The 26,280-nt window shown below is 45.5% G+C and carries 24 protein-coding genes and 3 tRNA genes; 12 read left to right on the top strand and 15 right to left on the bottom strand.

The window, feature by feature from the left end:
* The first annotated feature begins 3 nt into the window (after positions 1–3).
* The 3 genes from Q4Q52_RS05405 to nadA all read left to right on the top strand — a co-directional run bounded on the left by Q4Q52_RS05405 (position 4) and on the right by nadA (position 3,825).
* Entirely contained in the window at positions 4–981 is a 978-nt protein-coding gene (locus Q4Q52_RS05405; RefSeq protein WP_006081587.1) for an alpha-ketoacid dehydrogenase subunit beta, read from the top strand.
* 9 nt (positions 982–990) lie between these two features.
* Positions 991–2,610 carry a dihydrolipoyllysine-residue acetyltransferase gene (locus Q4Q52_RS05400; RefSeq protein WP_311990018.1) on the top strand — a complete coding sequence of 540 codons (1,620 nt, stop codon included), beginning with the start codon at positions 991–993 and terminating at the stop codon, positions 2,608–2,610.
* Between the two features lie 132 nt (positions 2,611–2,742).
* Entirely contained in the window at positions 2,743–3,825 is a 1,083-nt protein-coding gene (gene nadA, locus Q4Q52_RS05395; protein ID WP_259509860.1) for a quinolinate synthase NadA, read from the top strand.
* Between the two features lie 147 nt (positions 3,826–3,972).
* On the opposite strand, the gene gap is transcribed toward nadA, so the two are convergent.
* Together gap and Q4Q52_RS05385 are read right to left on the bottom strand one after the other, a co-directional pair.
* Positions 3,973–4,983, bottom strand: a complete 1,011-nt coding sequence (gene gap / locus Q4Q52_RS05390) for a type I glyceraldehyde-3-phosphate dehydrogenase (RefSeq protein ID WP_006081590.1) — start codon at positions 4,981–4,983, stop codon at positions 3,973–3,975.
* 201 nt (positions 4,984–5,184) lie between these two features.
* Positions 5,185–6,084, bottom strand: coding sequence for a DUF2989 domain-containing protein (locus Q4Q52_RS05385; RefSeq protein WP_311990017.1), 900 nt, complete (start codon positions 6,082–6,084; stop codon positions 5,185–5,187).
* A gap of 203 nt (positions 6,085–6,287) precedes the next feature.
* On the opposite strand from Q4Q52_RS05385, the gene Q4Q52_RS05380 reads away from it, so the two are divergent.
* The 5 genes from Q4Q52_RS05380 (at position 6,288) to Q4Q52_RS05360 (ending at position 10,024) form a co-directional block, all read left to right on the top strand.
* Complete coding sequence (locus Q4Q52_RS05380; RefSeq protein ID WP_106650455.1) at positions 6,288–7,721, top strand: glyceraldehyde-3-phosphate dehydrogenase; 1,434 nt, start codon at positions 6,288–6,290, stop codon at positions 7,719–7,721.
* Positions 7,722–8,102: 381 nt separating this feature from the next.
* A tRNA-Gly gene (locus Q4Q52_RS05375) sits at positions 8,103–8,178 on the top strand.
* Positions 8,179–8,202: 24 nt separating this feature from the next.
* Positions 8,203–8,276: transfer RNA gene (locus tag Q4Q52_RS05370), tRNA-Cys, on the top strand.
* A 50-nt stretch (positions 8,277–8,326) separates the two neighbouring features.
* Positions 8,327–8,410, top strand: a tRNA-Leu gene (locus Q4Q52_RS05365).
* Positions 8,411–8,830: 420 nt separating this feature from the next.
* Positions 8,831–10,024 carry an amino acid aminotransferase gene (locus Q4Q52_RS05360; RefSeq protein WP_311990016.1) on the top strand — a complete coding sequence of 398 codons (1,194 nt, stop codon included), beginning with the start codon at positions 8,831–8,833 and terminating at the stop codon, positions 10,022–10,024.
* Between the two features lie 119 nt (positions 10,025–10,143).
* Here the strand turns inward: Q4Q52_RS05360 and Q4Q52_RS05355 are convergent, their stop codons facing one another.
* Entirely contained in the window at positions 10,144–11,082 is a 939-nt protein-coding gene (locus Q4Q52_RS05355; protein WP_311990015.1) for a YvcK family protein, read from the bottom strand.
* Between the two features lie 575 nt (positions 11,083–11,657).
* Here Q4Q52_RS05355 and Q4Q52_RS05350 point away from each other — a divergent pair.
* Together Q4Q52_RS05350 and Q4Q52_RS05345 are read left to right on the top strand one after the other, a co-directional pair.
* A complete protein-coding gene (locus Q4Q52_RS05350; protein ID WP_311990014.1) occupies positions 11,658–12,470 on the top strand; it encodes a glucosaminidase domain-containing protein in 813 nt (270 codons plus the stop codon).
* Positions 12,463–13,086: a DUF2987 domain-containing protein gene (locus tag Q4Q52_RS05345; RefSeq protein WP_259522784.1), complete on the top strand. Its 624-nt coding sequence runs from the start codon at positions 12,463–12,465 to the stop codon at positions 13,084–13,086. Before Q4Q52_RS05350 ends, Q4Q52_RS05345 begins: the two co-directional genes overlap by 8 nt.
* 161 nt (positions 13,087–13,247) lie before the next feature.
* On the opposite strand, the gene ttcA is transcribed toward Q4Q52_RS05345, so the two are convergent.
* The 11 genes from ttcA to ccoN all read right to left on the bottom strand — a co-directional run bounded on the left by ttcA (position 13,248) and on the right by ccoN (position 23,494).
* Positions 13,248–14,216 (bottom strand): tRNA 2-thiocytidine(32) synthetase TtcA, encoded by a 969-nt coding sequence (gene ttcA, locus Q4Q52_RS05340; RefSeq protein WP_220592934.1) that lies wholly within the window; start codon positions 14,214–14,216, stop codon positions 13,248–13,250.
* A 78-nt stretch (positions 14,217–14,294) separates the two neighbouring features.
* Positions 14,295–15,227 (bottom strand): universal stress protein UspE, encoded by a 933-nt coding sequence (gene uspE, locus Q4Q52_RS05335; protein ID WP_261271635.1) that lies wholly within the window; start codon positions 15,225–15,227, stop codon positions 14,295–14,297.
* Positions 15,228–15,485: 258 nt separating this feature from the next.
* On the bottom strand, positions 15,486–16,238 hold the full coding sequence (gene etrA / locus Q4Q52_RS05330; RefSeq protein ID WP_006081599.1) for an electron transport transcriptional regulator EtrA: 753 nt from the start codon (positions 16,236–16,238) through the stop codon (positions 15,486–15,488).
* Between the two features lie 55 nt (positions 16,239–16,293).
* Complete coding sequence (locus Q4Q52_RS05325; RefSeq protein ID WP_311990013.1) at positions 16,294–16,986, bottom strand: sulfite exporter TauE/SafE family protein; 693 nt, start codon at positions 16,984–16,986, stop codon at positions 16,294–16,296.
* Positions 16,983–17,198, bottom strand: coding sequence for a cbb3-type cytochrome oxidase assembly protein CcoS (gene ccoS / locus Q4Q52_RS05320; protein WP_006087160.1), 216 nt, complete (start codon positions 17,196–17,198; stop codon positions 16,983–16,985). The genes Q4Q52_RS05325 and ccoS overlap by 4 nt, the downstream gene beginning before the upstream one ends.
* Before the next feature lie 38 nt (positions 17,199–17,236).
* Complete coding sequence (locus Q4Q52_RS05315) at positions 17,237–19,636, bottom strand: heavy metal translocating P-type ATPase metal-binding domain-containing protein (RefSeq protein WP_311990012.1); 2,400 nt, start codon at positions 19,634–19,636, stop codon at positions 17,237–17,239.
* A 36-nt stretch (positions 19,637–19,672) separates the two neighbouring features.
* Positions 19,673–20,152 carry a FixH family protein gene (locus Q4Q52_RS05310; RefSeq protein WP_006087158.1) on the bottom strand — a complete coding sequence of 160 codons (480 nt, stop codon included), beginning with the start codon at positions 20,150–20,152 and terminating at the stop codon, positions 19,673–19,675.
* 110 nt (positions 20,153–20,262) lie between these two features.
* Positions 20,263–21,231, bottom strand: a complete 969-nt coding sequence (ccoP, locus tag Q4Q52_RS05305; protein WP_126491968.1) for a cytochrome-c oxidase, cbb3-type subunit III — start codon at positions 21,229–21,231, stop codon at positions 20,263–20,265.
* Positions 21,231–21,407: a CcoQ/FixQ family Cbb3-type cytochrome c oxidase assembly chaperone gene (locus Q4Q52_RS05300; RefSeq protein WP_006081605.1), complete on the bottom strand. Its 177-nt coding sequence runs from the start codon at positions 21,405–21,407 to the stop codon at positions 21,231–21,233. The genes ccoP and Q4Q52_RS05300 overlap by 1 nt, the downstream gene beginning before the upstream one ends.
* 10 nt (positions 21,408–21,417) lie before the next feature.
* Positions 21,418–22,044: a cytochrome-c oxidase, cbb3-type subunit II gene (gene ccoO / locus Q4Q52_RS05295; protein WP_006087156.1), complete on the bottom strand. Its 627-nt coding sequence runs from the start codon at positions 22,042–22,044 to the stop codon at positions 21,418–21,420.
* A gap of 13 nt (positions 22,045–22,057) precedes the next feature.
* Positions 22,058–23,494 carry a cytochrome-c oxidase, cbb3-type subunit I gene (gene ccoN, locus Q4Q52_RS05290; protein ID WP_006081607.1) on the bottom strand — a complete coding sequence of 479 codons (1,437 nt, stop codon included), beginning with the start codon at positions 23,492–23,494 and terminating at the stop codon, positions 22,058–22,060.
* A gap of 258 nt (positions 23,495–23,752) precedes the next feature.
* Here ccoN and Q4Q52_RS05285 point away from each other — a divergent pair, with 258 nt between their 5' ends.
* Positions 23,753–24,205 (top strand): hypothetical protein, encoded by a 453-nt coding sequence (locus Q4Q52_RS05285; protein WP_311990011.1) that lies wholly within the window; start codon positions 23,753–23,755, stop codon positions 24,203–24,205.
* 70 nt (positions 24,206–24,275) lie between these two features.
* On the opposite strand, the gene Q4Q52_RS05280 is transcribed toward Q4Q52_RS05285, so the two are convergent.
* Entirely contained in the window at positions 24,276–25,847 is a 1,572-nt protein-coding gene (locus Q4Q52_RS05280) for a DUF3369 domain-containing protein (protein WP_220592937.1), read from the bottom strand.
* Between the two features lie 179 nt (positions 25,848–26,026).
* Here Q4Q52_RS05280 and Q4Q52_RS05275 point away from each other — a divergent pair, with 179 nt between their 5' ends.
* Positions 26,027–26,245 (top strand): hypothetical protein, encoded by a 219-nt coding sequence (locus Q4Q52_RS05275; RefSeq protein ID WP_106650466.1) that lies wholly within the window; start codon positions 26,027–26,029, stop codon positions 26,243–26,245.
* The last annotated feature ends 35 nt before the right edge of the window (positions 26,246–26,280 follow it).

The raw sequence follows: 26,280 nt of genomic DNA, 5'->3' as shown, positions 1-26,280 counted from the left end.
GCCGTGGCTGAAATGAATATGTTACAGGCCGTCAATGAGGCCTTGTCGATAGCCATGCAAGCCGATGAGCGCATGGTGGTTTTTGGTGAAGATGTGGGGCACTTTGGCGGGGTATTTCGCGCCACTTCCGGTCTTCAAGAAAAATTTGGTCGCGATCGCTGCTTCAATACCCCGCTGACAGAGCAAGGTATCGCCGGTTTTGCTAATGGTTTAGCCTCAAATGGCATGACTGCTGTGGCTGAAATCCAATTCGCCGATTATATCTTTCCGGCGTTCGATCAAATCGTCAACGAGTCGGCTAAGTTCCGTTACCGTAGCGGTAATGAGTTCGATGTCGGTGGATTAGTGTTCCGTACGCCCTATGGCGGCGGTATCGCGGGCGGACATTATCACTCGCAATCACCCGAAGCTTATTTTACCCAGACGCCGGGGTTAAAAGTCGTTGTGCCACGTAACCCAGAGCAAGCCAAAGGCCTGCTATTGGCGTCAATCCGTGACAAAAACCCGGTGATCTTCTTTGAGCCTAAGCGTTTATATCGCGCATCGGTTGGCGAAGTACCAGCGGGCGATTATGAAATTGAACTGGGCAAGGCTGAAGTGGTTCGCGAAGGTAAAGACATCACCTTAGTGGCGTGGGGCGCGCAAATGGAAATCCTTGAAAAAGCCGCCGACATGGCCGCTAAAGAAGGGATCTCCTGCGAAATTATTGATTTACGCACCTTGTCACCTTGGGATATCGATACCGTTGCCGATTCAGTTAAAAAGACAGGACGTTTGCTGGTTAACCATGAAGCGCCATTAACAGGTGGTTTTGCCGGTGAAATTGCCGCGACAATCCAGCAAGAATGCTTCTTGTATCTCGAGTCGCCCATCAGCCGCGTTTGTGGTTTAGATACCCCGTACCCACTGATTCATGAAAAAGAATACATGCCTGATGCGTTCAAAACGTTTGAAGCCATCAAAGCATCAGTGACCTTCTAGGAGTCCGGTATGATTAAAGATTTTATTTTGCCGGATATTGGCGAAGGTGTAGTGGAATGTGAATTGGTTGAATGGTTGGTCAAAGAAGGCGACACAGTCGTTGAAGATCAGCCGATTGCCGATGTCATGACAGACAAAGCCCTAGTGCAAATCCCTGCGCCTTTTGCGGGTGTGGTCACTAAGCTGTATTACGCTAAGGGCGATATTGCGAATGTGCATGCGCCGCTCTATGCCGTACAAATTGAAGGTGCCGTTGAAATCGCGGGTGAAGAATCCGCGACTGAACCTGCTGCGACGACTGCAAAAGTGACTGAGTCTGTGGCGGCAACAACTGTCAATACGTCATCCAGTTCATCCGTCAGCATAGAAGAGTTCTTACTACCGGATATCGGCGAAGGCATTGTTGAATGTGAACTCGTTGAATGGTTAGTGAGTGAAGGTGATTGGGTTGAGGAAGATCAACCGATTGCCGACGTGATGACAGATAAAGCGCTGGTGCAAATTCCTGCCATTAAAGCGGGTAAAATTGCCAAACTGCATTATCGCAAAGGTCAGCTAGCTAAAGTGCATGCGCCTTTATTTGCCATTGAAGTTGAACTGGCGGCTTCTGCACCTGCAGCAACAAACACTGATACTGTGGCCAATGCGGCACCAACAGCGCAGACTGTGAATGCAGAACCTGCTCGCCAAGGTAAAGCTTTAGCCAGCCCTGCGGTTCGTCGTATGGCGCGGTCGTTAGATATCGATTTGAGCCAAGTACCTGGCACAGGAAAGCACGGCCGTGTGTATAAGGAAGACATCACTCGCTTCCAACAAGGCGCGAGCAATGTTTCTGCTCCAAGTGCGACTCAGGTAAAAGAGGCGCCAGTTCAAGCGACGCAAGCATCTCAAACCCAAGTCCAAACATCTACAGTGACTCAACGCGCTGACACGGTTGAGCCTATTCGCGGCGTAAAAGCTGTGATGGCACGCATGATGGTTGAGTCGGTGTCGAGCATTCCGCACTTTACCTATTGCGAAGAGTTTGATTTAACAGACTTAGTCGCACTGCGTGAAAGCATGAAAGTGAAGTATTCATCCGATGAAGTGAAGCTGACCATGATGCCTTTCTTCATGAAGTCGATGTCACTCGCGTTAAGTCAGTTCCCTGTGATGAATAGCCAAGTGAATGCTGATTGCACTGAGTTGACCTACAAGGCGCGCCACAATATCGGCATGGCGGTGGATTCTAAAGTCGGTCTTTTGGTGCCCAACATCAAAGATGTGCAGGATAAGAGCATTTTAGAAGTGGCGGCAGAAATCACCCGTTTGACCCAAGCAGCCCGCAGTGGCCGCGTGGCGCCAGCGGATCTGAAAGACGGCACGATTTCAATCTCTAACATTGGCGCCTTAGGTGGCACAGTGGCGACGCCTATTATCAACAAACCTGAGGTGGCAATTGTGGCCTTAGGTAAGTTGCAAACCCTACCGCGCTTTAACGCGAAAGGGGAAGTCGAAGCTCGCCAAATCATGCAAGTGAGCTGGTCAGGCGACCACAGAGTGATCGATGGTGGCACCATTGCTCGCTTCTGTAATCTGTGGAAACAATATCTTGAGCAGCCGCAAGAGATGTTATTAGCTATGCGCTAAGCCGCTGGCATGAATAACTGACACTAAAAGGACGCTAAAAGCGTCCTTTTTTATTTGCTTTGCACAAATGGGTTAATCTTTTGATCCCAATTACGTATAATTCCCGGACGTAGTTATCCTGATGGATGTGTTATGAGTCAGTTTGCCCCCAGCCCATTTGCTCCAACAATAGAAACCATTGATTACCCGTTTCCGCCTAAGCCAGTTCCTTTGTCCGATGCGCAAAAAGCCGATTATAAGGCGCGTATCAAACAACTGCTCATTGAAAAAGATGCCGTTCTGGTTGCCCACTATTATACCGATCCTGAAATCCAAGCCCTTGCCGAAGAAACCGGCGGCTGCGTTTCAGACTCTTTAGAAATGGCACGCTTTGGCCGCGATCACCCAGCAAAAACCTTAATCGTTGCTGGGGTCAAGTTTATGGGCGAAACCGCCAAGATTTTAAGCCCAGAAAAAACCATTTTAATGCCGACATTAGAAGCCACTTGTTCATTGGACTTAGGTTGTCCAATCGATAAGTTCAGTGCTTTTTGCGATGCGCACCCAGATCATACTGTGGTGGTTTACGCCAATACTTCGGCTGCCGTTAAAGCGCGCGCCGACTGGGTGGTGACCTCCAGTATTGCCCTCGAAATCGTTGAGCACTTAGACAGCGAAGGTAAAAAGATCATTTGGGGACCAGACCGTCATTTGGGCAGCTATATTGCTAAACAGACGGGCGCAGAAATGTTGATGTGGCAGGGCGATTGTATCGTTCACGACGAGTTTAAATCGAACGCGCTGCGCGATATGAAAAGCGTTTATCCAGATGCGGCTATCCTTGTACATCCTGAGTCACCAGCCAGTGTGGTGGCGATGGCCGATGCTGTTGGCTCGACCAGTCAGCTGATCAAAGCCGCGCAAACTATGCCGAATGAGCGCTTTATCGTGGCAACCGATCGCGGCATCTTCTATAAAATGCAGCAGGCGGCGCCAGGTAAAATCTTAATCGAAGCGCCAACCGGCGGTAACGGTGCAACTTGTAAGAGCTGCGCCCACTGTCCTTGGATGGCGATGAACGGTCTACAGGCGATTGAAGCATCACTCGCCGACTGCGATAAAACCACCCATGAGATTTTTGTGGATGAAGACTTAAGAGTTAAAGCGCTGATCCCGCTGACGCGCATGCTGGATTTTGCTAAGACACTGAATATGAAAGTGAAGGGTAATGCCTAAGCCCGTTCTTTAGCTGTTCTCCAGTGTTATAAAAATCCCCGCGATAGAGTGGGGATTTTTTATGGCTATTGTTTAATCGAATTTAAGGCAATAAAAAGCCCCGCAAATGCGAGGCTTGATTGAGTAACGCTGGATCTAGTAACTAGATTACTTGGCGTTCATCAGTGCAACCGCGTTATCTAACATACGGTTACTGAATCCCCACTCGTTATCATACCAAGACATCACTTTCACTAAACGGCCGTTTACACGGGTTTGAGTGGCGTCAAAGTTTGAAGAAAACGCATTGTGGTTAAAGTCGATAGACACCAATGGCTCTTTGTTTACTGCTAATACTTCGCTCAATGGCGCAACGCTGGCAGCACGTTCGATAATGGCATTCACTTCTTCAACCGTAGTATCACGGGCAGCGATGAAAGATAAATCCACCAGTGATACGTTAACTGTAGGTACACGAACCGCTAAACCGTCGAATTTACCTTGTAATTCAGGTACAACCAAACCTACAGCTGCAGCTGCGCCCGTTTTAGTTGGGATCATTGACAGTGCTGCAGCACGAGCACGACGTAAATCTGTGTGGTATACGTCAGATAAACGTTGATCGTTGGTATAAGCGTGAATCGTGGTCATCAAGCCTGATTCGATACCAATCTCGTCATTTAACGGCTTAGCAAAAGGCGCTAAACAGTTAGTTGTACAAGAAGCATTTGAAATCACTGTCATGTCTGACGTCAGCACGTTGTTGTTCACACCGTAAACAACAGTGGCATCGACGTTTTTGCCTGGAGCAGAAATAATGACTTTCTTCGCACCAGCGGTTAAATGCGGTTGAACGGTTTCTTTAGAAGTGAAGATACCTGTACATTCGAAAACCACGTCAACTTGCAACTCAGCCCATGGCAGTTTTGCAGGATCACGTTCTTGGAAAGTGAGGATCTTATCGCCATTCACATAAATAGCTTCGGCATCATGGTCAACTTTGGCATTGAAACGACCGTGAACAGAATCGTATTTTGTCAGGTGAGCGTTGATTGAAGCGTCGCCTAAATCATTAATAGCGACAATCTTGATTGGATAAGCTTTTTCGCTTTCGTACAAGGCGCGTAATACGTTTCTACCGATACGGCCATAGCCATTTATTGCTACACGGATAGTCATCTCATATCCCTCTGGTGATTATAAAATTCAACTGGTAGTAAAATTACCAAACTGACAGCTATCGTCAAGTTAAATCGGCATTTTACCGCTGTCTTGATTAACAAATTAGGTATTTTTTTTACATTGGTCGCGAAATCACCATTTTTTACGCGTTAATTGGGTAAAAAATTACAAGATGGCAAACATTTTGCCATCGGTTGCTTAGTCTGTTTCTTCGACAAGCGCAGGTGGTACAGCCTCGGTTGCCGTAGGCGCTTGGGCAACCGCTTGAGGATCAAGCCATTGTCTTACTGGACTCTGAGGATAAGTCCCGTTTTTTAGCGCATCAATAAGAGCTTGGGCTTTTAAATCGAGTTCAGTCGCCAGCGTTTTATTGCCACCGAGCAAGGCTAGCATTTTTTCCGCTGAATACTTCTGCTGCGTAAGTAGTAAATTTGCCTTCGTCAGCATATAGGCTTTATCAAATAGCTGCTGCTGGCGATAGGCTGATGCGAGCCCAAGTAACCAGTTAACGTCGAAATCATCGTATTGGATCTCTGCAAAGACCTTAAGATAAAGTTGTTGCGCTTTGATGGCATTTCGATTGCTGTAGTAAGTTGCGACTTGGGCAAGTAGGAAAGGGTCAGTCACTTCGCCGGCGTTTTCATGCTCTAATAATCTATTTAGCGCTGCGGTATCGCCAAAGCGAGTCCATTGGTAATAGGACATGAAAGGATCTTGTCGCTCGCGGGTTTGATCTTGTAGCAAACTTAAATTCTGGGTGCTTAATCTAAAGGCTCTGGCTCTATCCGCGGTGCGATTGGTGTGGATGATATGCTGAACACCAGAGGCGAGTTCAATACAGCGGCTGTAATCCTCAAGGTAAGTCAATTGCAGGTAGAGTTGTTTGCCTGTGGGGTTTTCGTTGTCTTTTAATTCGTAGCGGTTCTGGATTAGTTTAGTTTTTTCGGCCAAACACCAGCCATCCTTATGCAAATCGGCACAAATTTCAGGATTATTTTTACAAATTGCTGAGATATTTCGGCCATTATCACAACCGAAAAGACCAAAAAGGCTCATCCCAAAGGTAAATGATGTAATTATTACTAGATTTTGTCTCAAAACACTCTCCAAACGATAATTTTTCTAATAAAATTACAGATTTACAGAAAATATCTTACTGGCAACACAGCGCGACTTTCATTACAATGGCGCCGACCAAAACAGGGTTTTCCCTAAAACCCGCATTAGATTATTGGTCTTTTCGTCATGTTACTCAAACCTTTCAGTACATTTTATTGAAAAGTGAGATAAAGGATCTGTAAATGAGCGCTGATAAACACCTACAAAGTTGGCAAGAACGTTTTGAAATGGCAGAGGCGATGCAGCCTTTGTTAGGCAAGTTGTACCGTAACCAAGGCGTTGAAGTCGTGGTCTACGGCAAGCCGTTACTCAATGCTTCTACGATTGAAATCATTAAAGCGCACCGTTTAGTTCGTCGTCATGTCGGTGAAAAATTACGTTTACGCGAGAGTTTCCCCTTCGTTCAAGCTTTGAGTAAACTCGCAGTTAAACAATGTAAAGTGGATATTGGTAAGCTTGCAGTCAATTACTGGCGTGATCACACCGATGTCAGTGAAATTGAAAGCTATATGGCAAAAGAGTTGGCCGATGCCATCGACCATGCTGATGATGTCGCACCGCGTGATGTCGTGCTGTATGGTTTTGGCCGTATCGGCCGCTTATTAGCACGCCTGTTGATTGAACGCACAGGTCGCAGCAATAAGTTAAGATTGCGCGCTATCGTACTACGTGGCGGTAAGAAAGGTGATTTAGAGAAACGTGCCAGTTTATTGCGCCGTGACTCAGTCCATGGTCCTTTCAATGGCTCTGTAGAAGTTGACGAAGAGAACAATGCCATCATCGCCAACGGTACCTATATCCAAGTGATTTACGCGAACTCGCCTGATGAAGTGGATTACACTAAATACGATATCAGCGATGCACTCGTTGTTGATAACACAGGTATTTGGAAAGATGAAGCGGGTCTTGGTTTACACCTTAAGAGCCCAGGCGCGAGCAAAGTGTTGTTGACAGCTCCTGCAAAAGGCGCGATCAAGAACATCGTTTACGGTGTGAATGAAGGCGACATTACCCCAGAAGACATTATCGTTTCTGCGGCAAGCTGTACGACCAACGCCATTACGCCGGTACTGAAAGCCGTGAATGATAAATATGGTATTGAGAATGGTCACGTTGAGACGATTCACTCTTATACCAACGATCAAAACTTGATTGATAACTATCACACCGCTGACCGCCGTGGCCGCAGTGCACCATTAAACATGGTGATCACTGAAACAGGCGCCGCGAAAGCCGTTGCTAAAGCACTGCCAGTGTTAGCGGGCAAGTTAACCGGTAACGCGATTCGTGTGCCAACGCCGAACGTTTCTATGGCCATCATCAGCATGAACTTGAATGCTGAAACCAGTAAAGATGAGCTGAACGAGTACCTGAAAGATACGGCGCTGCAATCACCGCTACAAAATCAAATCGATTACACCGACTCTACTGAAATTGTATCGAGCGATTTAGTGGGTTCTCGTTATGCGGGCGTGGTTGACTCACAGGCAACTATCGCAGAAGGCAAGCGTGCCATTCTCTATGTTTGGTATGACAACGAGTTTGGTTACAGCTGCCAAGTGGTTGGTGTAATGCAAACTATGTTAGGTTTAACGACGCTATCTCTACCAGCATAAGTTAGCTGCGTAAATCACTAGCGTAAGTAATGCTGAGTCTTCAAAACTGCGCATAATCTTCACATAAAGCGCCCTGTAGGGCGCTTTTGTTTTTCTATACTTATGCAATTTAATTGGGTTCGACGCAATGCTCCTATCAACCACAGCTTTCTGCCGCACTTAATCATCTGCCGCATCGGCGTCAGTAACAGCAAAAAGCCTAAATTGATGAAGGAAACATCAACTTTGCTGACTTGTGGCGGTTTATTGGGCAAACGATGCGGCTTAGATCATTTTTTAAAAATTGTTGATTGACTCTGAGGTCTAAATAGGTAGAATGCCAATCCGCAGTCAGGGGAAAGCATGCCTAGCATGGCTTCTAATGATTAAGCGCAATGATAGGCGACATTAGCTCAGTTGGTAGAGCGATACCTTGCCAAGGTATAGGTCATCGGTTCGAACCCGATATGTCGCTCCAAATTTTAATAAATTTGGCAGTTTGGGCGCGATGGCAGAATGGCTATGCTGCGGATTGCAAATCCGTCGATCTCGGTTCGACTCCGGGTCGCGCCTCCATAGATATAACGTATTAATGACACGATTCCCGTCGTTAATATAAAGAGTTTGCCCGAGTGGTGGAATCGGTAGACACAAGGGATTTAAAATCCCTCGCTGGTAACAGCGTGCCAGTTCAAGTCTGGCCTCGGGTACAAAAAAGCAGAAAAGCCCTGACTTATGTCAGGGCTTTTTTGCTTTTATCGGTTCTCAAAGCCGAATTTAATAATGCTTCACCTCGTGTCATATCTGATCATTCTTAGGCTAGGTCCGGTTAGGATTGGCCATGGGTTCAGCTCACATTTCCGGCATTCAGTATTGCGACATCAGCGCGCGGTTCTTTTCTACAATATAAAACTGCAAGGTTTTGTGATCTAGATGTTATAAATAACTTTATATAAGTAATTTCATATTTCTGCTTATAATTACATAACAAAAGACACTTTTTTTTGGTAAATCTACAATAGCGTAAGAATTTCCCTAAGAAGGTGCTTAAGTCGCTATTCCCCCCTTAAAGACAGTGGTATAAATAAGCCGAAATTTCCCCTACACGCGCATAATTAGGATACGTAGTCATGATTTTCTCTCAAGTATTACTCGCACCCGCAGATCCCATTCTTGGTTTAACTGATACCTTTAAGGCTGATCCCCGTCAGGATAAAGTTAATCTGGGTGTCGGTATTTATAAGGATGAGGCTGGACAAACTCCAGTGCTGACTTCAGTGAAAAAAGCCGAGGCTATTTTACTTGAGCAAGAGAAGACCAAAAACTATTTAGGCATTGAAGGCGTGCAAGCGTATAACCATGTTGTACAAACATTGTTATTCGGTGAGGGCAGTGCATTAATCACTTCTGGCCGTGCTGCCACAGCGCAAGCCCCGGGCGGTACAGGTGCACTGCGTATTGCTGCTGAGGTTTTACTGCGTAATACCGATTCGCACACTATTTGGGTCAGCAATCCAACGTGGGCCAACCATCAAAATATTTTTGAAACCGCGGGTTTAGCCGTTAAAGAATACGGTTATTACAAAGCAGAAGCCCATGATATCGATTTTGATACCATGATGACGGACTTGTCTCACGCGAATGCAGGCGATGTCGTGCTGCTACACGGTTGCTGCCATAACCCAACCGGTATCGATTTAACCTTGGCACAATGGGAACGCGTAGCCCAATTGTGTGCCGATAAGAAACTTGTACCATTGTTTGACTTCGCATACCAAGGTTTTGGTGCTGGAATTGAAGAAGATGCGGCTGGTCTTCGTTTAGTGGCATCAAAAGTGCCGGAGTTGCTGGTTGCTAACTCTTTCTCTAAAAACTTTGGTTTGTACAACGAACGTATCGGCGCCGTAACTGTGGTGGCTGAAGATGCTGATGCTGCAGTGCGTGCCTTTAGCCAAGTGAAACGTACCATACGTGCAAACTATTCTAATCCGCCAGCACATGGCGCGCTGATCGTCAGCACTATCTTAAATGACGCAGCCCTGAAAGCCATGTGGGTGCAGGAAGTTAAAGAGATGCGTGAGCGTATCGCCGAAATGCGTACCTTGTTCGTTGAAAGCTTAAAGGCTGAAGGCGTGACTCAGGACTTTAGCTTTATTTCTCGCCAAAATGGTATGTTCAGTTTCTCTGGTTTGAACAAAGCCCAAGTGGCGTGCTTGAAAGACGAGTTTGGGGTTTATATCGTTGGTTCAGGACGCATTAGCGTTGCAGGCATGACTAAGACCAATATGCCAGTGATCTGTAAAGCCATCGCCCAAGTCTTGTAAGGCTTATTAGGTTATAGAATGAGGCTAAAGGAATTTCTCTTTAGCCTTCAAACATAAAGGACAGCATTTGCTGTCCTTTATGTTTTTTATTGTGTCAGCACGTGCGGGCTATGCAGTGATTAGCAGCTAAGCGCAAGAGGTTCATGCGATTGCAGCGTGAGCTCAGATTTAATTCGCAATATGGCGCTTAATGCATCTAATAAGTTCGCTTGATCATGCAAGTTCGGGTTATGGCGATTCTTCAACGGAAAATAGTTGATCAGTGGCCCTAAACGCGTTTGTTCGCCATGACGTAACACTTTGTGAATGATGGGCTTGCCAATCACTTGATGACACCAAGCGATACGTTGCTCAATGCTAAATCGACCTGCGGGCGAGGCTTCTTCGGCCAGGTTATCTATAAAGATCACCTGCGCTTTAGTTGCGGCTAGGCTTTTGGCGAACTTAGGTAACAGCAGCGGCGGCATGATACTGGTTAAGAAGCTGCCAGGGCCTAGGATAACTAAATCTGCGTGCCGAACGGCCTCACAGGCTTCAAAAGTTGCATCGACCTGTGGCTCAAGGCAGAGCGCGATAGGTGCTTCATCCATACTGTCGACATTGATCTCGCCAAACACTTTACTACCACAGGCTTGCAGAGCCACTAAGTGTGTGGGTTGTTCAGACATAGGGATCAGCTGGGTTTCAATCTTGAGTAAATTACGGATGAGATTAACTGCTTCTAATGGACGAACGCACAGCTGATCAAGCGCCAGTAAAATAAGATTACCCAGATTATGGCCGCTGAGTTCAGTTTCACCTTGGAAACGGTATTCGAATAGTTGTGAGCCGACGGAAGGGCGATTGGCTAGATGGGATAAGCAGTTGCGTAAATCGCCCCAGGCAATACAGTCCTGCTCGGCTCTGAGTCTACCGGTAGAGCCACCGTTATCTGTGGTCGCGACAATTCCCGTTAAACGGCTGCCTAAAAAATCGAGTGACGATAATACTCGGCCTAAACCATGGCCTCCGCCAATGGCGACGACACGTTCAAATTGATTTAACATCAAATGCTGCATCTGGGTTCTTCCTTCCTGAATACCCGAAAAATAAATGTTACTGTCATCACTGATTTACTTAACCTGAACTCGGGATAACGAGTGTCGAAAAATCTAAATTTAACAAACTAAATCAATGCTATAAATGATTAGTTTTAAATGAAAAATCTATTTTCTGACTGAATGCGCATATCAAGGCGCTCTGTCGTACGCCATAGCGAGCTATGGTTAGACAGAGCAACGCAGAGAGGCCCGAAAAGATGCCTATTCAGCGGCTCTGCTTATCCCGAGCTCAGGTTACTTATAAAACAGGATGACGTAAATGCTGCTGTGCAATGTCACTGCGTTAAGGAACCTTAGTATAAAAGCTCAGTCGAAAGCTTGCACCCATTATCGACTGTCATGCGGCAAGCACACACGTATGGCACGCATAGGGCTTATAGAGTGGTGCCTCAGGCGCAATATTGTACCTGAGTTAATGAGCATGGTACTTGATTTAATGACAGTGACGGCGGGCAAATTTCATTAAATCTGACAATTAGCTTATAATCCGCCCTTTATTTGCCCAATACGGGCGTCATACTTAAGGTGAACTATTGAAAACGGGTAGAATCGGATCGTTTACATTGGCATTAGCCATGGTCATAGTGGCGATTTTTGCATTGCGCGTTTGGCTCATTCCCAACACGAATGATTCATCTAGCATTGCGACCCAACTCGTTGACGCTGTCGATCCTGTTACGCAAGTTCCTGACTTTTCTGCGATCAACGATATCACAGAAAAGAAGAAAGCCTTTTTTGATTTTCTGCGGCCGATTGTGCAGCAGCAGAATGCCATCATCTCGATGGAACGCGAGTTTGTCAGTGAAATGCTCGCTTTGGTTGATAATGGCAAGAGTTTATCTGAGACCCAACTCGGGCAACTCAATACGCTATTCGACAAATACCAATATGCGGCACGAAACGTCGATGCTAAATCCTTAGCAAGCTTACTAAAGCGCGTCGATATTGTGCCTGAATCTATGGTGCTGATCCAAGCCGCGAATGAATCCGGTTGGGGCAGCTCACGTTTTGCCCGTGAAGGCTTTAATTTTTTTGGTGAATGGTGTTTTAGTGCTGGTTGCGGCATAGTGCCATCTTCACGGGGATCAGGTAAGAGCCATGAGGTGAAAGTGTTTTCATCGGTCGACGAGTCCGTTTCATCCTACATGCGCAATTTAAATTCTAATACGGCTTATGCGCTGTTTCGTTCTATCCGCGCTGATTTACGCTCACAGGAGCTAGAGCCGACAGCGGATCAATTGATTTACGGACTCGTGAATTATTCTGAAAGACAAGAAGCTTATATTGATGAGCTGCTTGATATGTTACGTCATAATGAAAAATATTTGGTGAATGTCGATGTATAAAAAATTGTTGTTTAGTGGCCTCTGTTTACTGGCAACTAGCGCCGCTGCAGAAACTGTATCCCTTGAATATAAAGGTTTCTATGATAGGTTAAAACAAGTCAACAAGGGCGGTTACCAACTCGTAGAAGTGGCTTTTAGTGTTCCAATACAAAAAAACTGTTTGATCCAAAGCGGTTCTATTTCCAGTGAAAAAACATCAACGCCATTGACGTATACCTATGCTCAGCGGTTATTTATTCCCTTAGATGATGATTTAAAAGATCAGCGTGCCTTGGTTAATCTCAATTTTGCTGGCAGTGCTGATGGATGCGCTATCGCGATGCAAGTCAGAGCAAAACAGACATTGGCTGAGTACGATAAAGCGCGTTTACAGCAAATCGTGACCGAAATGGACACGCTGCTTGGTGCTATGCAAGGCTTCCCGATGCGTTATTTTAGGGATCCTATTGCTGGTCTTAACTTTGAATTCCAACCCGAGCAAGAAGTGTATATACACCTTAATGGCCGTGAACAAGCCGTTAAGGGCAGTTATAAATTAGCCGTGAATGAGCTTGAAAACATCACGACGCTAAGCTTTAGTGCCCAGCCATTAGTCTTGAGTCCTTGGGTGAAGTGATCCTCTTTGTATCTTGAATTGGCATCTTGAAATAGTCGATTGAGAAGCACGTACTCAAAGATTAACTTATTTTGTAGCCATAAAAATGCCCACATCATGTGGGCATTTTTGTTTTGCTGGTTTAACTTATTTACTGATTAGGGCGCTAGCTTCAGCCTTAATTAGACTTCGTAAGTGTTAACAATATCAATGCGTTTTGCTGCATCCAAATCAATACGGCCGCTGTTGGCGATATCTAGGAAATCGAATGCGGGCAGATTAGCTTCGGCAACATCGCCACGCAGAGGCGCATCTGGATCACGCGTTAATGACACAAAGTCGAACTGCTCACGGTCAACACCCTGTGATGGTGCGGTGTTTTGCATAGCGGTGAAAATTGTTTCAATACGACCAGGATACTGTCTATCCCATTGATTCAACATGTCTTTGACAGCGGCGCGCTTTAAGTTTTCCTGCGAGCCACACAAGTTGCATGGAATGATTGGAAATTCTTTTAAGCTGGCATATTCTTCGAGATCTTTCTCGCGGCAATAGGCAAGTGGCCGAATGACCACATTAGCGCCGTCATCTGACAGTAGCTTAGGAGGCATAGCTTTCATCTTGCCGCCAAAGAACATATTCAAGAACAAGGTCTCAATAATATCGTCCCTGTGGTGGCCAAGGGCGATTTTAGTGGCGCCAATACGCTGGGCAAAGCCATAGAGCGTACCGCGTCGCAGGCGAGAACACAGGGAGCAGGTGGTTTTGCCTTCAGGGATCTTGTCTTTCACTATCGAGTAAGTGTCTTTCTCGAGGATGTGATAGGGCACATTGAGCTTATCTAAATAGGCGGGCAATACATGCTCAGGGAAGCCTGGTTGCTTCTGATCTAAATTAACCGCAATGATTTCAAACTGAATGGGTGCACGTTGCTGCAGATTCATCAAAATATCGAGCATTGCATAGCTGTCTTTACCGCCACTAAGGCAGCACATGATCTTATCACCATCTTCAATCATATTGTAATCGGCGATAGCGCTACCCACTTCACGACGCAGACGTTTCTGTAATTTATTCAGACGGGTAGTTTGTTTTTTTGATAATTCTTCAGACATTGGATTTGCCGTAACTTCAGATATAGCTTCAAGCATAAAAAAGCGCCCAGTAACTCAGTTTCAGGGCGCGTATTATTCCAGCTATCTTTGGCGGGGTAAAGTGCCGCGTATCGCTTAGGCTTCTTCTAACGGCGATTTATAACCGTCAGGTTTGATAGCCAGTAAGTCGCAATTAATGCTATCGATAACATGCTCTGCGGTATTACCAATCAATGCCGCTGAAAATCCGGTGCGGCCGACTGTGCCTAAGATCACCAATTCGGCATCGAGTTTTTCAGCAAGCTCAGGGATCACATCCTCAGGCAGGCCTTCTTTTACATGGCAATGGTTTGGATTAATGCCGTATGCATTAGCGAGATAACTTACGCGCTGCTCATGCTGCATGCGAATGGTTTCGTTATAGGATTGGGCATCAAAATCTGGTAATTCAATGGCTAGGTTTACCGGTGTGCCGGGATAACCATTAACTAAATGCACTTCGGCAGAGAATTTATCTGCCAAATCTTTTGCGTGCTCAATGATTTTACCGTTAAGCATTTGATGATCGGTATCTTCGGTCGCCACATTCACAGCGCAAAGGATTTTACCCGCCTCTGGCCAGTCATGGGCTTTCACCATCAACACTGGCACAGGCGCTTTACGCATTAAATGCCAATCGGTTGGGGTGAAGATCACCGCTTTGAGTTTGTCGTGGGCATGGGTGCCTTTAACAATCAAATCGTATTGCCCTGCAATTGCATGATTAATAATGCTTTCGAAGGGGCGATTATGCCAAATGACTTGGGTATCGATATTGAGTTGCAGATGAGCGTAAGCGGCGAGTAAGTCTTGGATCCAAGCGAGACGTTGATCTATGACGCCTTGGCGCATGGCTTCGCGCTCTTGATTCGACAGAATCGAAGTCATCTCATAGGAAAAGTCGAAGATAGAAAGAAACACAGTGACTTGAGCATTGCATTTACTGGCCAAGGTTACCGCTCGAGCGAGGGCAACTTGATTCTCTGTGGTAGGGTCAACCACAACCAGTATTTTTTGATAATCCTTCATGGGAGGTTCCTTTAGTCATAGGCTCAATATCATCATGAGCCTTTGGCAGTTAGCTGTATTGTTCTAGATCAAACTCAATTGAAATTGATTAAAACTCGCTTAAAAATCATGCCTTAATCTGCATGACATGTCTAGCCAGCCACGTTTTTTCAACTGAATTGTTCTTGCAATCTATAGCAAGGATCTAGCGCCTAATACTTTTGCACTTAACTATTATGTTTCACTCAACTTTCTTGCAGAAAACACTCTTGCGGTGAACTATCTTGCTATGCGCGAATTACCCGCTAACAGATTCAGCTCTTGTGAGTCGAGGATAGTAATATACTTACCCTTAACCTCAATTAAGCCTGATTTTTGGAAACGCCCAAGTAAACGACTGATGGTCTCTACGGTTAAACCGAGATAATTACCAATGTCACCGCGGGTCATAGTTAAGCGGAATTCCTTTGGCGAGAAGCCACGGCTACCAAAACGATTAGCCAGATTGCTGATAAATGCAGCCAGGCGTTCTTCGGCATTTTTTTTGCTGAGTAGCAGGATCATTTCCTGATCGCTCATGATCTCATTGCTCATCAGGCGCATGATCTGCTGACGCAATTTAGGCATAGTGCCCGACAGTTCATCGAGGATATTAAAGGGGATCTCACAGACCATGGAGGTTTCAAGTGCCTGTGCAAAACTCTGGTGCAACTGGGCGTGGATACCGTCAAAACCAATCACATCACCCGCTAAATGGAAGCCAGTTATCTGCTCATCGCCTTGCTCAGTAATAGTGTAACTTTTGATGGTGCCAGAGCGGATCGCAAACAGGGATTTTAACGCATCACCCGATTTAAAAATTTGCTCGCCTTTTTGGATCGGTTTTTTACGCTCAATAATATCATCGAGCTGATCTAGCTCACTTGCATTGAGGGTAAAAGGAATACAAAGGGTACCCATACTGCAATCGTGACAATGGATTGTGCATCCGCTAGCGGCAGGACGACGATTCTTATTTTGTTCAATTGTCATGTTGATTCTCAAGTTTATCCACTGCAGCCATGTTAAACCAATTCACGCACTTGGGCTAGTTTAGCTGCGCGAGTGCGATATATAAAGTTTGACCACCAAACGCAATTAACAGTAAGCCGCTCAATAGTCTAACGGTTTTCTGTTGAACCCAAGCAGCGAGTCGTTTTGCTGCCACGCCAGCACTCAATAGGGCGGGTAAAGTACCTAAGCCAAATGCCAGCATAATCAAGGCACCTTGGCTAGCAGAGCCAGATGCAACCGACCAAGTTAAGGTGCTATAGACGAGGCCGCAGGGCAGCCAGCCCCAAATGAATCCCGCCATGATCGCTTGGCTCGGATTTTGGATGGGCACAAGCCGTTGCGCTATGGGTTTTAAATATTGCCATAACCATTGACCGACTCGCTCAATCTGTACGATTCCAACCCAAATTTTGGCGATATACAGCCCAGTTGCGATCATCATCAGTCCGGCAATGATGCGCAGCACAATCAAATACGTATCCAGTTCAAATAAGTGACCAAGACCTGCCGCCGAAGCGCCCACTAAGGCGCCCGCTAAGGTGTAACTCAAAATACGTCCAAGATTGTAACTCAGTAAATATTTAAGCTGATGGGCCAGCTGGTTACCTATTTTAGGATGAGGGATTTGGGCTGAGAAAGCGCCCACTAAACCGCCACACATGCCAAAGCAATGTGCGGCGCCCATGAGACCTACCAGAAAAGCCCCAGTGACATTGTACTCAATCACAGCGGCATGCCTTTTTCTTGCGCGGCTTCGGCTTGCTTTTTCTCAGGCACGGGATGGCTGTTTGGTTTAACAGTATCTTCGTCGAATAATATCGACACACTTTGGCGGTCTAAATCGTCAAATTGTTCGGATTTCACCGCCCAAAAAAATACCATTACAGCGATGGCGACAAAGATCATGGCAATGGGGATAAGCACATAAATAATTTCCATAATGACCTCTTACTATTCTGGTTTTACTTTTATTGTGATCACACTTTAACCCGCAATAATCTCAGGCTATTACCGACCACAATCAAAGAACTCGCCGACATGCCAATGGCGGCGATATAAGGTGCCACATGGCCGGTAACGGCTAAGGGCAAGATCAGGGCGTTGTAACCCAGCGCCCACGCTAAATTTTGTCTGATAATCTGTGTCGTCAGTTTCGCGACGCTAACGGCTTGGGTGAAGCGGGACAGATGATCCCCCAATAAAATTAAATCGGCACTGTTTTTCGCGATAGCACTGCCGCTGCCCATAGCCACCGACAAATCGGCGCCCGCAAGCACAGGCGCATCGTTGATGCCATCGCCAAACATGGCAACCCTTGTATGCTGTTGTAATCGGGTCACGAGGGCAAGTTTATCTGCAGGCGTTAAGCCGCTGTGCACATCGTCAATCCCCAGCTCTTTTGCCAGTTGATGTACGTGTCCTGAGCTATCGCCGCTGGCAATACTGATGCGGCAACCTTGCTGCTTTAACATCTCAATTGTAGCTTTGCTGTCTTGGCGAATATTGTCTTGAATTTCAAAGCTTGCCAGTACTTCAAGCTGATTATTGGCTGAACGTGCTAACCAAATCTTTTGGGTTGGATCACGACTATCAATACTCGCGCCGGTAAATACTGCATTGCCAATGAAGTAATCAGTGCCATCAATACGGCCTCTAACGCCAAAGCCAACTTCATGGTGAACCTCTTCGGCAACCAGTGCATTATCGGCAAACATGGCAAATGCCGCGGCAATCGGGTGGCGAGAGCCTGCTTCTAGTGCTGCGGCAATGGCTAAGGCTTGCGTATTGGTTAAATCGGCCATGCACTGCGTTTGCCCGATAGAGAGGGTACCACAGGTGAGGGTGCCGGTTTTATCAAAGACAACATGTTTGATCTGTGGCAGTTTTTCAAATACACCGGCTTTGCGAGTAATAATCCCAAGGCGAGTAAAAATAGCTGTCGCGCAGGTGACAGCGGTCGGTGTGGCAAGTGCTAAGGCGCAAGGACAGGTAGCAACTAGAACCGATAGCGTTACCCAAAAGGCATCCTCAGGGGAAATTTGATGCCAAACCAAATAGGTGATTGTCGCTATGGTCAGGATTGTGCCCGAGAAATAACGCGATAATTTATCGGCTAAGAGCGCAATTGCAGGTTTTGTATTGGATGCAAGCTCTTGCAGTCTAATAATCTCAGCCACGAGTTGGTCTTGCCCTAGTGCAGTGACGCTAACTTTGATGGGTTGGTCGACGTTGATAGTGCCTGCGTAAACTTGGCTAGCAAGAGTTTTTTCAATCGGCATTTGCTCGCCGGTGAGCATAGCTTCATTGATGCTAGTGTGACCTTCAATCACTACGCCATCGGCAGCTACCATTTCACCCGGTTTAACGAGGATCACATCATTGAGGCGTAACTTTTTGGCGGGAACTTCTTCCTGACCAGTGTCGTTCACTAAGTGCGCCGTGAGCGGCACTAACTTATGCAAATTACTCGAGCTAACCGAGGCCTTTTGCCTGGCCTTTTGTTCGAAGTAGCGCCCGAGTAATAAGAAGAAGGTAAACATGGACACAGATTCAAAATACACTTCGCCAGTGCCATTGACTGTGGCAAAACAGCTGGCTACGTATGCGCCGCCAATCGCAATGGAGACAGACACATCCATATTGAGTTTGCCGCTGAGCAGGGTACGAATCGCACTGAAATAGAAGGGCTGCGCCGAGTAAAGCACTACGGGGGTAGCAAAAATCATGCTGACCCAGCGGAAATAGTCCCGATATTGCACATCTAAATCGGTGAAGTAGCCGGTATAGAGGGCGAGGGCGAACATCATCACTTGCATGGTCGCAAAGCCGGCTAAGCCTAAACGCAGTAAAAACTTTCGACTATTGAGTTTATTGTTGAGCTCTTGCTCATCGACTTGGTAAGGCGCGGCTTGATAACCAATACGGCTAATTTGCCCGAGAATATCGCTGAGTTTTACCGTGCGTTTATCCCAACTGATCATGGCGCGTTGGGTGGTCGAGTTAACCAGTACTTGGCTCACACCCGTTAGTTGTTTCACTTTGTGCTCAATCAACCAAGCACAGGCCGCGCAGGTGATACCATCAATAGAGAGTGACACTGACTCGACATTATCTTCAGAATGGACAAAGTCTTGCTGCACTTCAGGCAAGTCATAGGCGCTAAATTGCGTTAAGGCTTCGGGGACGAGTGCGTTCTGTTTACTGCCTGGCTCAGTGCGAAACTTGTAGTAACTGAGCAATCCCGCATCCACAATCGCCTGAGAAACCGCCTGGCAACCGGGGCAACACATGAGTTCATCACGATCATTAATGCGAGTCACAAACTGCTGGCCCGTCAGCACGGGCTCTTGGCAGTGAAAACAACTTGGATGTGTCATAGCAATTCTTATTTAACTAAATCAATTCAACCACAATCAGTTCAGCCAAAGTTGGACATGATCTTTTAATTCAACGCGTTGGTGAATGCGCCATTTGCCATCGTAACTTTCCAGACGCACTTCCCAAGGGCCGATTAGTGTGGCAGGCACGGTAATGCGATACACATTACTGGCATCGGCTGTAGCGGTGAGCTTGATGTCTCTGTCGGCAATGGTTGGATGGTAGAACTCGACTTTCAGCGCAGCTTGAGAAGCGGGACCACCTTGTTGCGTCAGTAGAATTTCATTATTAGTTTGTTCGAGTAAAAAATTCATGCCTATTTGTTTGGCATACTTTACTTTACTTAAGTCCATATTAATGGCTTTGCCATCTTTGTAGTAATCCTCGGCGACTAAAGAGTCCGAGTTCGTAAGGGCAATTTTTAGTGTGGTAAAACTTGCGACGACGGCACATAAAGGAAGAATAATTAAAAACCAAGGCCAGAACTGCTTATACCAGGCTTGTTGTTCGCTCATGTCAGATACCCATTCAAAAAATTTGCGCCATTTTACCGTTAAAAGACGGTTTTAGCACTTTAAAAAAAAGGCCTCGAAGTCTTCGAGGCCTTAGCATTACTCACATCTAATTACTTGTTTGACAAGCTATAAACATAAGCTGCGATCACGTGAACTTTCTCTTCACCGAGAACGTCTTTCCAGGCTGGCATGACACCAGCACGGCCGTGTTTGATCGTTTCTTCGATCACGCCGCGGCTACCGCCATATAACCAAACATCGTCAGTTAAATTCGGAGCACCCATGAACTTGTTGCCTTTAGCGTCCATACCATGACACGCGAAACAACCTTTCATGAATGAGCCTTGACCTTGAGCGGCGAGTGTTTCATCGTGCTCACGACCAGACAATTTAACAACGTATTCAGCTAAACCCGCAATTTCGCTGTCATCGATTGGCAAACCACCTTTTGGCGGCATCATGCCATGACGACCACCCATGATAGTGGTTTTAATCGTGGCTAAGTCGCCACCATATAACCAGTCACCATCGGTGAGATTAGGGAAGCCTTTGCTACCACGTGCGTCAGAGCCGTGGCACTGTGCGCAGTTTTGTAGGAACAAACGGCCGCCCACTTTTAATGCCTCTTGGTTTTTCACTAATTCTTCTAGTGGTGTAGCCAAGTAAGCCGCGAAGATTGGGCCATATTTTTCATCAGCGTGTTTTACTTCTTGGTCATACTGAACATAACGGCCTTCTTTTGCGGCAAGCTCAATGGCTGCGGCAGAGTCGGCTTTAATACCTTGCTCAGTACCAATGCTTTGGTTAGAACTGGTCCAGCCTAAAAGGCCTTTGTAGTTACCTAAACCAGGAAATAAGGCTAGATAGATCAAGCCAAACACGATAGTGATATAGAACATATAACTCCACCATTTTGGCAGTGGGTTATTGAGTTCTTCAATACCGTCGAAACTGTGACCCATGGATTCGCCTTCTTTTACGTCCGTGGTGTTCTTAGAACACACACGCAGTAATAGAAAACATCCCGCGATCACAATTAACGAGAGTACGCTAATCCAAATACTCCAGAAGCTACTCATCACTTATTCTCTCCTGAGTCCTTCGATACCTTGCTGACTTCCTCATCGGAAAACACAAGGTTAGCTGCTTCATCAAAGGATTTTTGACGACGCGAGCTATATGCCCAAGCAAATATACCGACGAAGGTCAGCATCACAATGATGGTTAAAATGCCTTGTAATGTGCCGTAATCCATATATGCCTCCTTATTTGAGTGCGTGACCCAAAGACTGAAGATATGCAATCAAGGCTTCCAGCTCTGTCTTACCAGCAACAGCTTGCTGTGCGCCTGCGATTTCTTCATCGGTATAAAGATCATTACCTTTGTAACCGCCTTTATGCATGTTACGTAGGATAGTCATCTTATCGCCCGTCAGTTCGCCGTCTAACTTGTTTTCGGCTAACCATGGGAACCCTGGCATATTCGATTGAGGTACTACAGCACGAGGATCGATTAAGTGAACTTCATGCCATTTATCGCTGTAACGACCGCCAACACGGGCAAGATCAGGACCTGTACGCTTAGAACCCCATTGGAATGGATGATCCCAAACCGATTCACCCGCGACAGAGTAGTGACCATAACGTTCAGTTTCTGCACGCAAAGGACGGATCATCTGGCTGTGACAGTTATAACAACCTTCACGAACATAGATGTCACGGCCTTCAATTTGCAGAGCAGTGTATGGCTTTAAACCTTCCACTGGCTCAGTCGTATCTTTTTGAAAAATCAACGGTGTGATTTCAACGAGACTACCGAAACTGATAGCGATAACGGTAAAGATCGCTAACAAACCGATGTTTTTTTCAACTATCTCATGATTAAATTTCATCGAGTTTGCTCCTTTAAGCCGCTGTTGGTTCAGCCAATGCTGGCAATGAATCTTTAGAGGCTTTCACAGTACGGATCACGTTGTATGCCATGATCAGCATACCGGTTAAGAAGAAACAACCGCCAAGGAAACGTACAAAGTAGAAAGGATATGAAGCTTCAAGACTTTCAACAAAACTATAAGTCAAAGTACCGTCAGCATTCACTGCGCGCCACATTAGACCTTGCATTACACCTGAAATCCACATAGATACGATGTAAAGCACAGTACCAATAGTCGCTAACCAGAAATGGACGTTGACTAACTTGATGCTGTACATGCGGCCGTGGCCGAACAATACAGGGATCAAGTGATACAGAGAACCAATAGACACCATTGCAACCCAGCCTAGCGCGCCGGAATGAACGTGACCGATAGTCCAATCTGTGTAATGTGATAATGCGTTAACTGTCTTAATTGCCATCATCGGGCCTTCGAAGGTAGACATACCGTAGAAAGACAGAGAAACGACTAAGAAACGCAATACAGGGTCAGTACGCAGTTTATGCCAAGCACCAGACAAGGTCATGATACCGTTAATCATACCGCCCCAAGAAGGTGCGAATAGGATCAGTGACATCACCATACCTAAAGACTGAGTCCAGTCAGGTAAAGCTGTGTAATGTAAGTGGTGAGGACCAGCCCAAATATACAGTGCGATCAAAGCCCAAAAATGGACGATAGATAGACGGTAAGAGTACACAGGACGACCCGCTTGCTTAGGTACGAAGTAATACATCATCCCCAAGAAGCCTGCGGTTAATAAGAAACCTACCGCATTGTGACCATACCACCACTGCACCATAGCATCGACAGCGCCGCTATACAGAGAGTATGACTTGAACAGACTGACTGGTACTGCCATAGAGTTAACTATGTGTAGTACAGCAACGGTAATAATAAAGGCACCAAAGAACCAGTTCGCCACATAAATATGCGAAGTCGTTCGTTTGATAATAGTACCGAAGAACACAATAGCGTAGGACACCCAAACGATAGTAATTGCGATATCGATAGGCCATTCTAATTCAGCGTATTCTTTACCTTGAGTGAAACCCATTGGTAAAGTGATAGCTGCTGACAGAATGATGGCTTGCCATCCCCAAAACGTAAATGCGGCTAACTTAGGTGCAAATAGTCGGGTTTGACAGGTGCGTTGTACGACATAATAGGATGTTGCAAAAAGGGCTGATGTACCGAACGCGAAGATCACCGCATTGGTGTGTAATGGTCGCAAGCGACTATACGTTAACCAAGGAGTGTCAAAGTTCAGCTGAGGCCAGATTAACTGAGCCGCAATTAATACGCCGACTGACATACCAACAATACCCCACAAAACTGTGGTTAAGGCAAATTGGCGGACAATGGCGTAATTGTAATCAGCGCCTGTTGGCTGGGAATGGTTCATCATAATGCTTCCACTGCTTATTACTTTTACTTTTAGTAAAGACAAGCTTTACCTGTTATAAAATGACATAAAACTCAGCTTCCCTATTAAGGTTGCTGAGCTATGTCAATGCGTTACCCTGCATATTTTTGCTCAAATATGAGGTTTCGCAATGATACTTGAGCAATATCAAAAAAGATACCAAAGAAGGGGTGTAGAAAGTTGATCTAGATCAACCTACGCCATAGAATGTTAACATATTGCGTCATAAGGTTAATCTTTGTGCTAAATCGTCCTAATCTCTATTTATTCATCGCGTTAATTCTCATCAATCTCACAGCTTGTACTGAAGATGCTAAGCAAGTCACACATAAAAGCAGCTCTGATCCTTCTCTCTGTCAATTTTCGGCAGGGGATTGCGTTAAACAAGTGGACGATATCAAACTTGCTATTAGCCTATCGCCAGCGAATGCCCCGAGCGAAAAGCCATTAACATTAAGGCTGTTAGCTTCAACGCCTATCAAAAATGTGCAAATTCGTTTAGAAGGAAGAGATATGTTTATGGGGGTTATTCCTGTAAATGTGAAGCAAACCGATGAAATGACCTATATTGGTCAGATGGTATATGGCTTCTGTAGCAGTGGTTATATGGTTTGGCGCGGTTTTGTAAGTTTTGAAGTAAATGGCGAAACCAAAGCGACAGTGTTTGATTTTCTTGCGGATAACAATGGTTAAGACTGGCTAGATATTTATTCGAATCGTCCTCAGCGTATTATTAGAGAGTGTTAACTCGGGTGATTAAGGATTAACTATCTTTCCAACTGTCTTTTACTTTGACAAAAATATCCACATTATCGATAAAAAGCTGCAATAAGTGTGGGTCAAAGTGTTTTGCGGCGCCTTTACGCATTTCAGCTAACACCTCTTCTAAAGGCCAAGCCGTTTTATAGCAGCGGGCATGAGAAAGTGCATCAAATACATCTGCAATGGCAACAATGCGCGCGAAAATGTGAATTTCGTCTTGTTTTAAATTGGCTGGATAGCCAGAACCATCATATTTTTCATGGTGTTGTAGTGCAATAATTGATGCCGCCTTTAATATGGGTCGCTCAGAATTTGCCAAAATCTGATGGCCAATCGTAGGATGCTGACGCATGACTTTCCATTCTTCATCATCTAACTTGCCAGGTTTGAGCAGAACCGCATCGGGGATCGCTATCTTACCTATGTCATGCATAGGTGAAGCACGGCGAAGTAAATCAGCTTCGTATTCAGGTAAACCAGCGAGTAAGGCGAGTTGGGAGCAATATTCTGCCATACGTTTCACATGGTTCGCGGCTTCTTTTGAGCGGCTTTCAACCACATCCCCTAAACGTAGAATGAGTTCAGATTGGGTATCTTCGACTTCTTGATTGAGCAGTAAATTTTCAAATGCAACGCCGACGTTGATAGCAAAAATATCAATAAGTTTCTTGTCAAGATCATCAATTTTATCAATACCATCCATATACAGTAGATTGATTAACCCGCTTTTTGTGGGGAAGTAACCGATAAAGCAATTGTCTTCATACAGGCAGCGTTTTTGCGTGATCGCACTGCGCAGTAAGCGGTCGATATGCTCTGGTAATTGAGTAATATGGGATTTATTTGAGAATTGGCCTGTGCCTGCGAGGATTTCTATGTTCACAGGATCCAGATGACCGCTTATGGCATCGATGGCATTACACGTTAGCAATAAGGTTTCAGAATCCAGATTGAGTAGGGTGGCGACTTGAGTTAGCAGGCCATCAGCAAATTTATGCAGGGTGCGCAGCTCAAATAATCCAGATGTAGCTTCTAGCACCCTTTCTAGCCCTTTACGGTGATTTATTTGGGTGCGCCTTGCTTGTTCAATTTCCATAATATCGCGGTAAGAACGTAGGGCAGAATAGACGCTGGTCATCAGTTTACGGGAATCGAGTTCAGCTTTGGCTTTGTAATCATTAATATCATAATTAACGATAACGTCTTCTTCAGGTGCTTGACCTGGCTGGCCTGTACGCAGGATTAGTCGAGTGGTTTTATTTTGCAGCTCTTCGCGGATCCATTTTACTAATTCTAAGCCCGCATGATCACTCTCCATCACAACATCAATAAAGGCGATGGCGATATCATGTTCCTGATTCATCAACTCTTTTGCTTGTTCGGCACTGTAGGCATTGATAAAAGTAAGCGGGCGGCCATCGAGTTTAAAGCGGGAGAGGGCAAGCTTAGTGACGGTATGAACATCAGGTTCATCATCGACCACTAATACCTTCCAAGGAATACCTGATGCAGTTGTCTCGGTAAGCTTTTTACCGGAAAACAGCGGATTTTTCTTTGCAAGATCAATCAGCATTCGATACCTCATTCAAATAAAAATAATGATCACATAATCAGTGTAGTAGACACATTTCAATGCAGTGCAAATTCTTACATTAAATAGCGAGGTGAGTGGCAACCCTTAAATTGAGTTATTGATAACAGTTATCATTTGTGTATTCTATTCATATCACACACTGATTAGCGGGTAAGGGCATGAGCCACCAAATTAATTTGTCGATTTCAACGCATAAACTGGCACAGCTTATACATGATGGGCACCTCTGTGCGGCAGATTTTAGGTGCTTGGATAGTCAGTCTAAACAGCAAGTGTGGCAGTTATGCTTAATTTGTTGTCAAAAGCGTATTACATGCCAGAAATGTACATTGTCCAGTTGTACTCAAAATCTGACCCTAGTTGATGCCGATAAATAACGTTATCGGCATTTGCGTTTAAGTATTATCATATC

The organism is Shewanella sp. SP1S2-4 (genome assembly GCF_031932075.1).
GTDB lineage: Bacteria > Pseudomonadota > Gammaproteobacteria > Enterobacterales > Shewanellaceae > Shewanella > Shewanella baltica.
Note: the sequence above shows the minus strand (reverse complement) of the source record. Positions and strands in the feature narration are given on the sequence as shown.

Excerpts from the sequence above, each read along its gene's own strand:
- Q4Q52_RS05400 (WP_311990018.1), top strand. The coding sequence starts at position 991 with ATGATTAAAGATTTTATTTTGCCGGATATTGGCGAAGGTGTAGTGGAA.
- nadA (WP_259509860.1), top strand. The coding sequence starts at position 2,743 with ATGAGTCAGTTTGCCCCCAGCCCATTTGCTCCAACAATAGAAACCATT.
- gap (WP_006081590.1), bottom strand. The coding sequence starts at position 4,983 with ATGACTATCCGTGTAGCAATAAATGGCTATGGCCGTATCGGTAGAAAC.
- Q4Q52_RS05380 (WP_106650455.1), top strand. The coding sequence starts at position 6,288 with ATGAGCGCTGATAAACACCTACAAAGTTGGCAAGAACGTTTTGAAATG.
- Q4Q52_RS05360 (WP_311990016.1), top strand. The coding sequence starts at position 8,831 with ATGATTTTCTCTCAAGTATTACTCGCACCCGCAGATCCCATTCTTGGT.
- Q4Q52_RS05355 (WP_311990015.1), bottom strand. The coding sequence starts at position 11,082 with ATGCAGCATTTGATGTTAAATCAATTTGAACGTGTCGTCGCCATTGGC.
- Q4Q52_RS05345 (WP_259522784.1), top strand. The coding sequence starts at position 12,463 with ATGTATAAAAAATTGTTGTTTAGTGGCCTCTGTTTACTGGCAACTAGC.
- ttcA (WP_220592934.1), bottom strand. The coding sequence starts at position 14,216 with ATGCTTGAAGCTATATCTGAAGTTACGGCAAATCCAATGTCTGAAGAA.
- uspE (WP_261271635.1), bottom strand. The coding sequence starts at position 15,227 with ATGAAGGATTATCAAAAAATACTGGTTGTGGTTGACCCTACCACAGAG.
- etrA (WP_006081599.1), bottom strand. The coding sequence starts at position 16,238 with ATGACAATTGAACAAAATAAGAATCGTCGTCCTGCCGCTAGCGGATGC.
- ccoS (WP_006087160.1), bottom strand. The coding sequence starts at position 17,198 with ATGGAAATTATTTATGTGCTTATCCCCATTGCCATGATCTTTGTCGCC.
- Q4Q52_RS05315 (WP_311990012.1), bottom strand. The coding sequence starts at position 19,636 with ATGACACATCCAAGTTGTTTTCACTGCCAAGAGCCCGTGCTGACGGGC.
- Q4Q52_RS05310 (WP_006087158.1), bottom strand. The coding sequence starts at position 20,152 with ATGAGCGAACAACAAGCCTGGTATAAGCAGTTCTGGCCTTGGTTTTTA.
- ccoP (WP_126491968.1), bottom strand. The coding sequence starts at position 21,231 with ATGAGTAGCTTCTGGAGTATTTGGATTAGCGTACTCTCGTTAATTGTG.
- Q4Q52_RS05300 (WP_006081605.1), bottom strand. The coding sequence starts at position 21,407 with ATGGATTACGGCACATTACAAGGCATTTTAACCATCATTGTGATGCTG.
- ccoO (WP_006087156.1), bottom strand. The coding sequence starts at position 22,044 with ATGAAATTTAATCATGAGATAGTTGAAAAAAACATCGGTTTGTTAGCG.
- ccoN (WP_006081607.1), bottom strand. The coding sequence starts at position 23,494 with ATGATGAACCATTCCCAGCCAACAGGCGCTGATTACAATTACGCCATT.
- Q4Q52_RS05280 (WP_220592937.1), bottom strand. The coding sequence starts at position 25,847 with ATGCTGATTGATCTTGCAAAGAAAAATCCGCTGTTTTCCGGTAAAAAG.
- Q4Q52_RS05275 (WP_106650466.1), top strand. The coding sequence starts at position 26,027 with ATGAGCCACCAAATTAATTTGTCGATTTCAACGCATAAACTGGCACAG.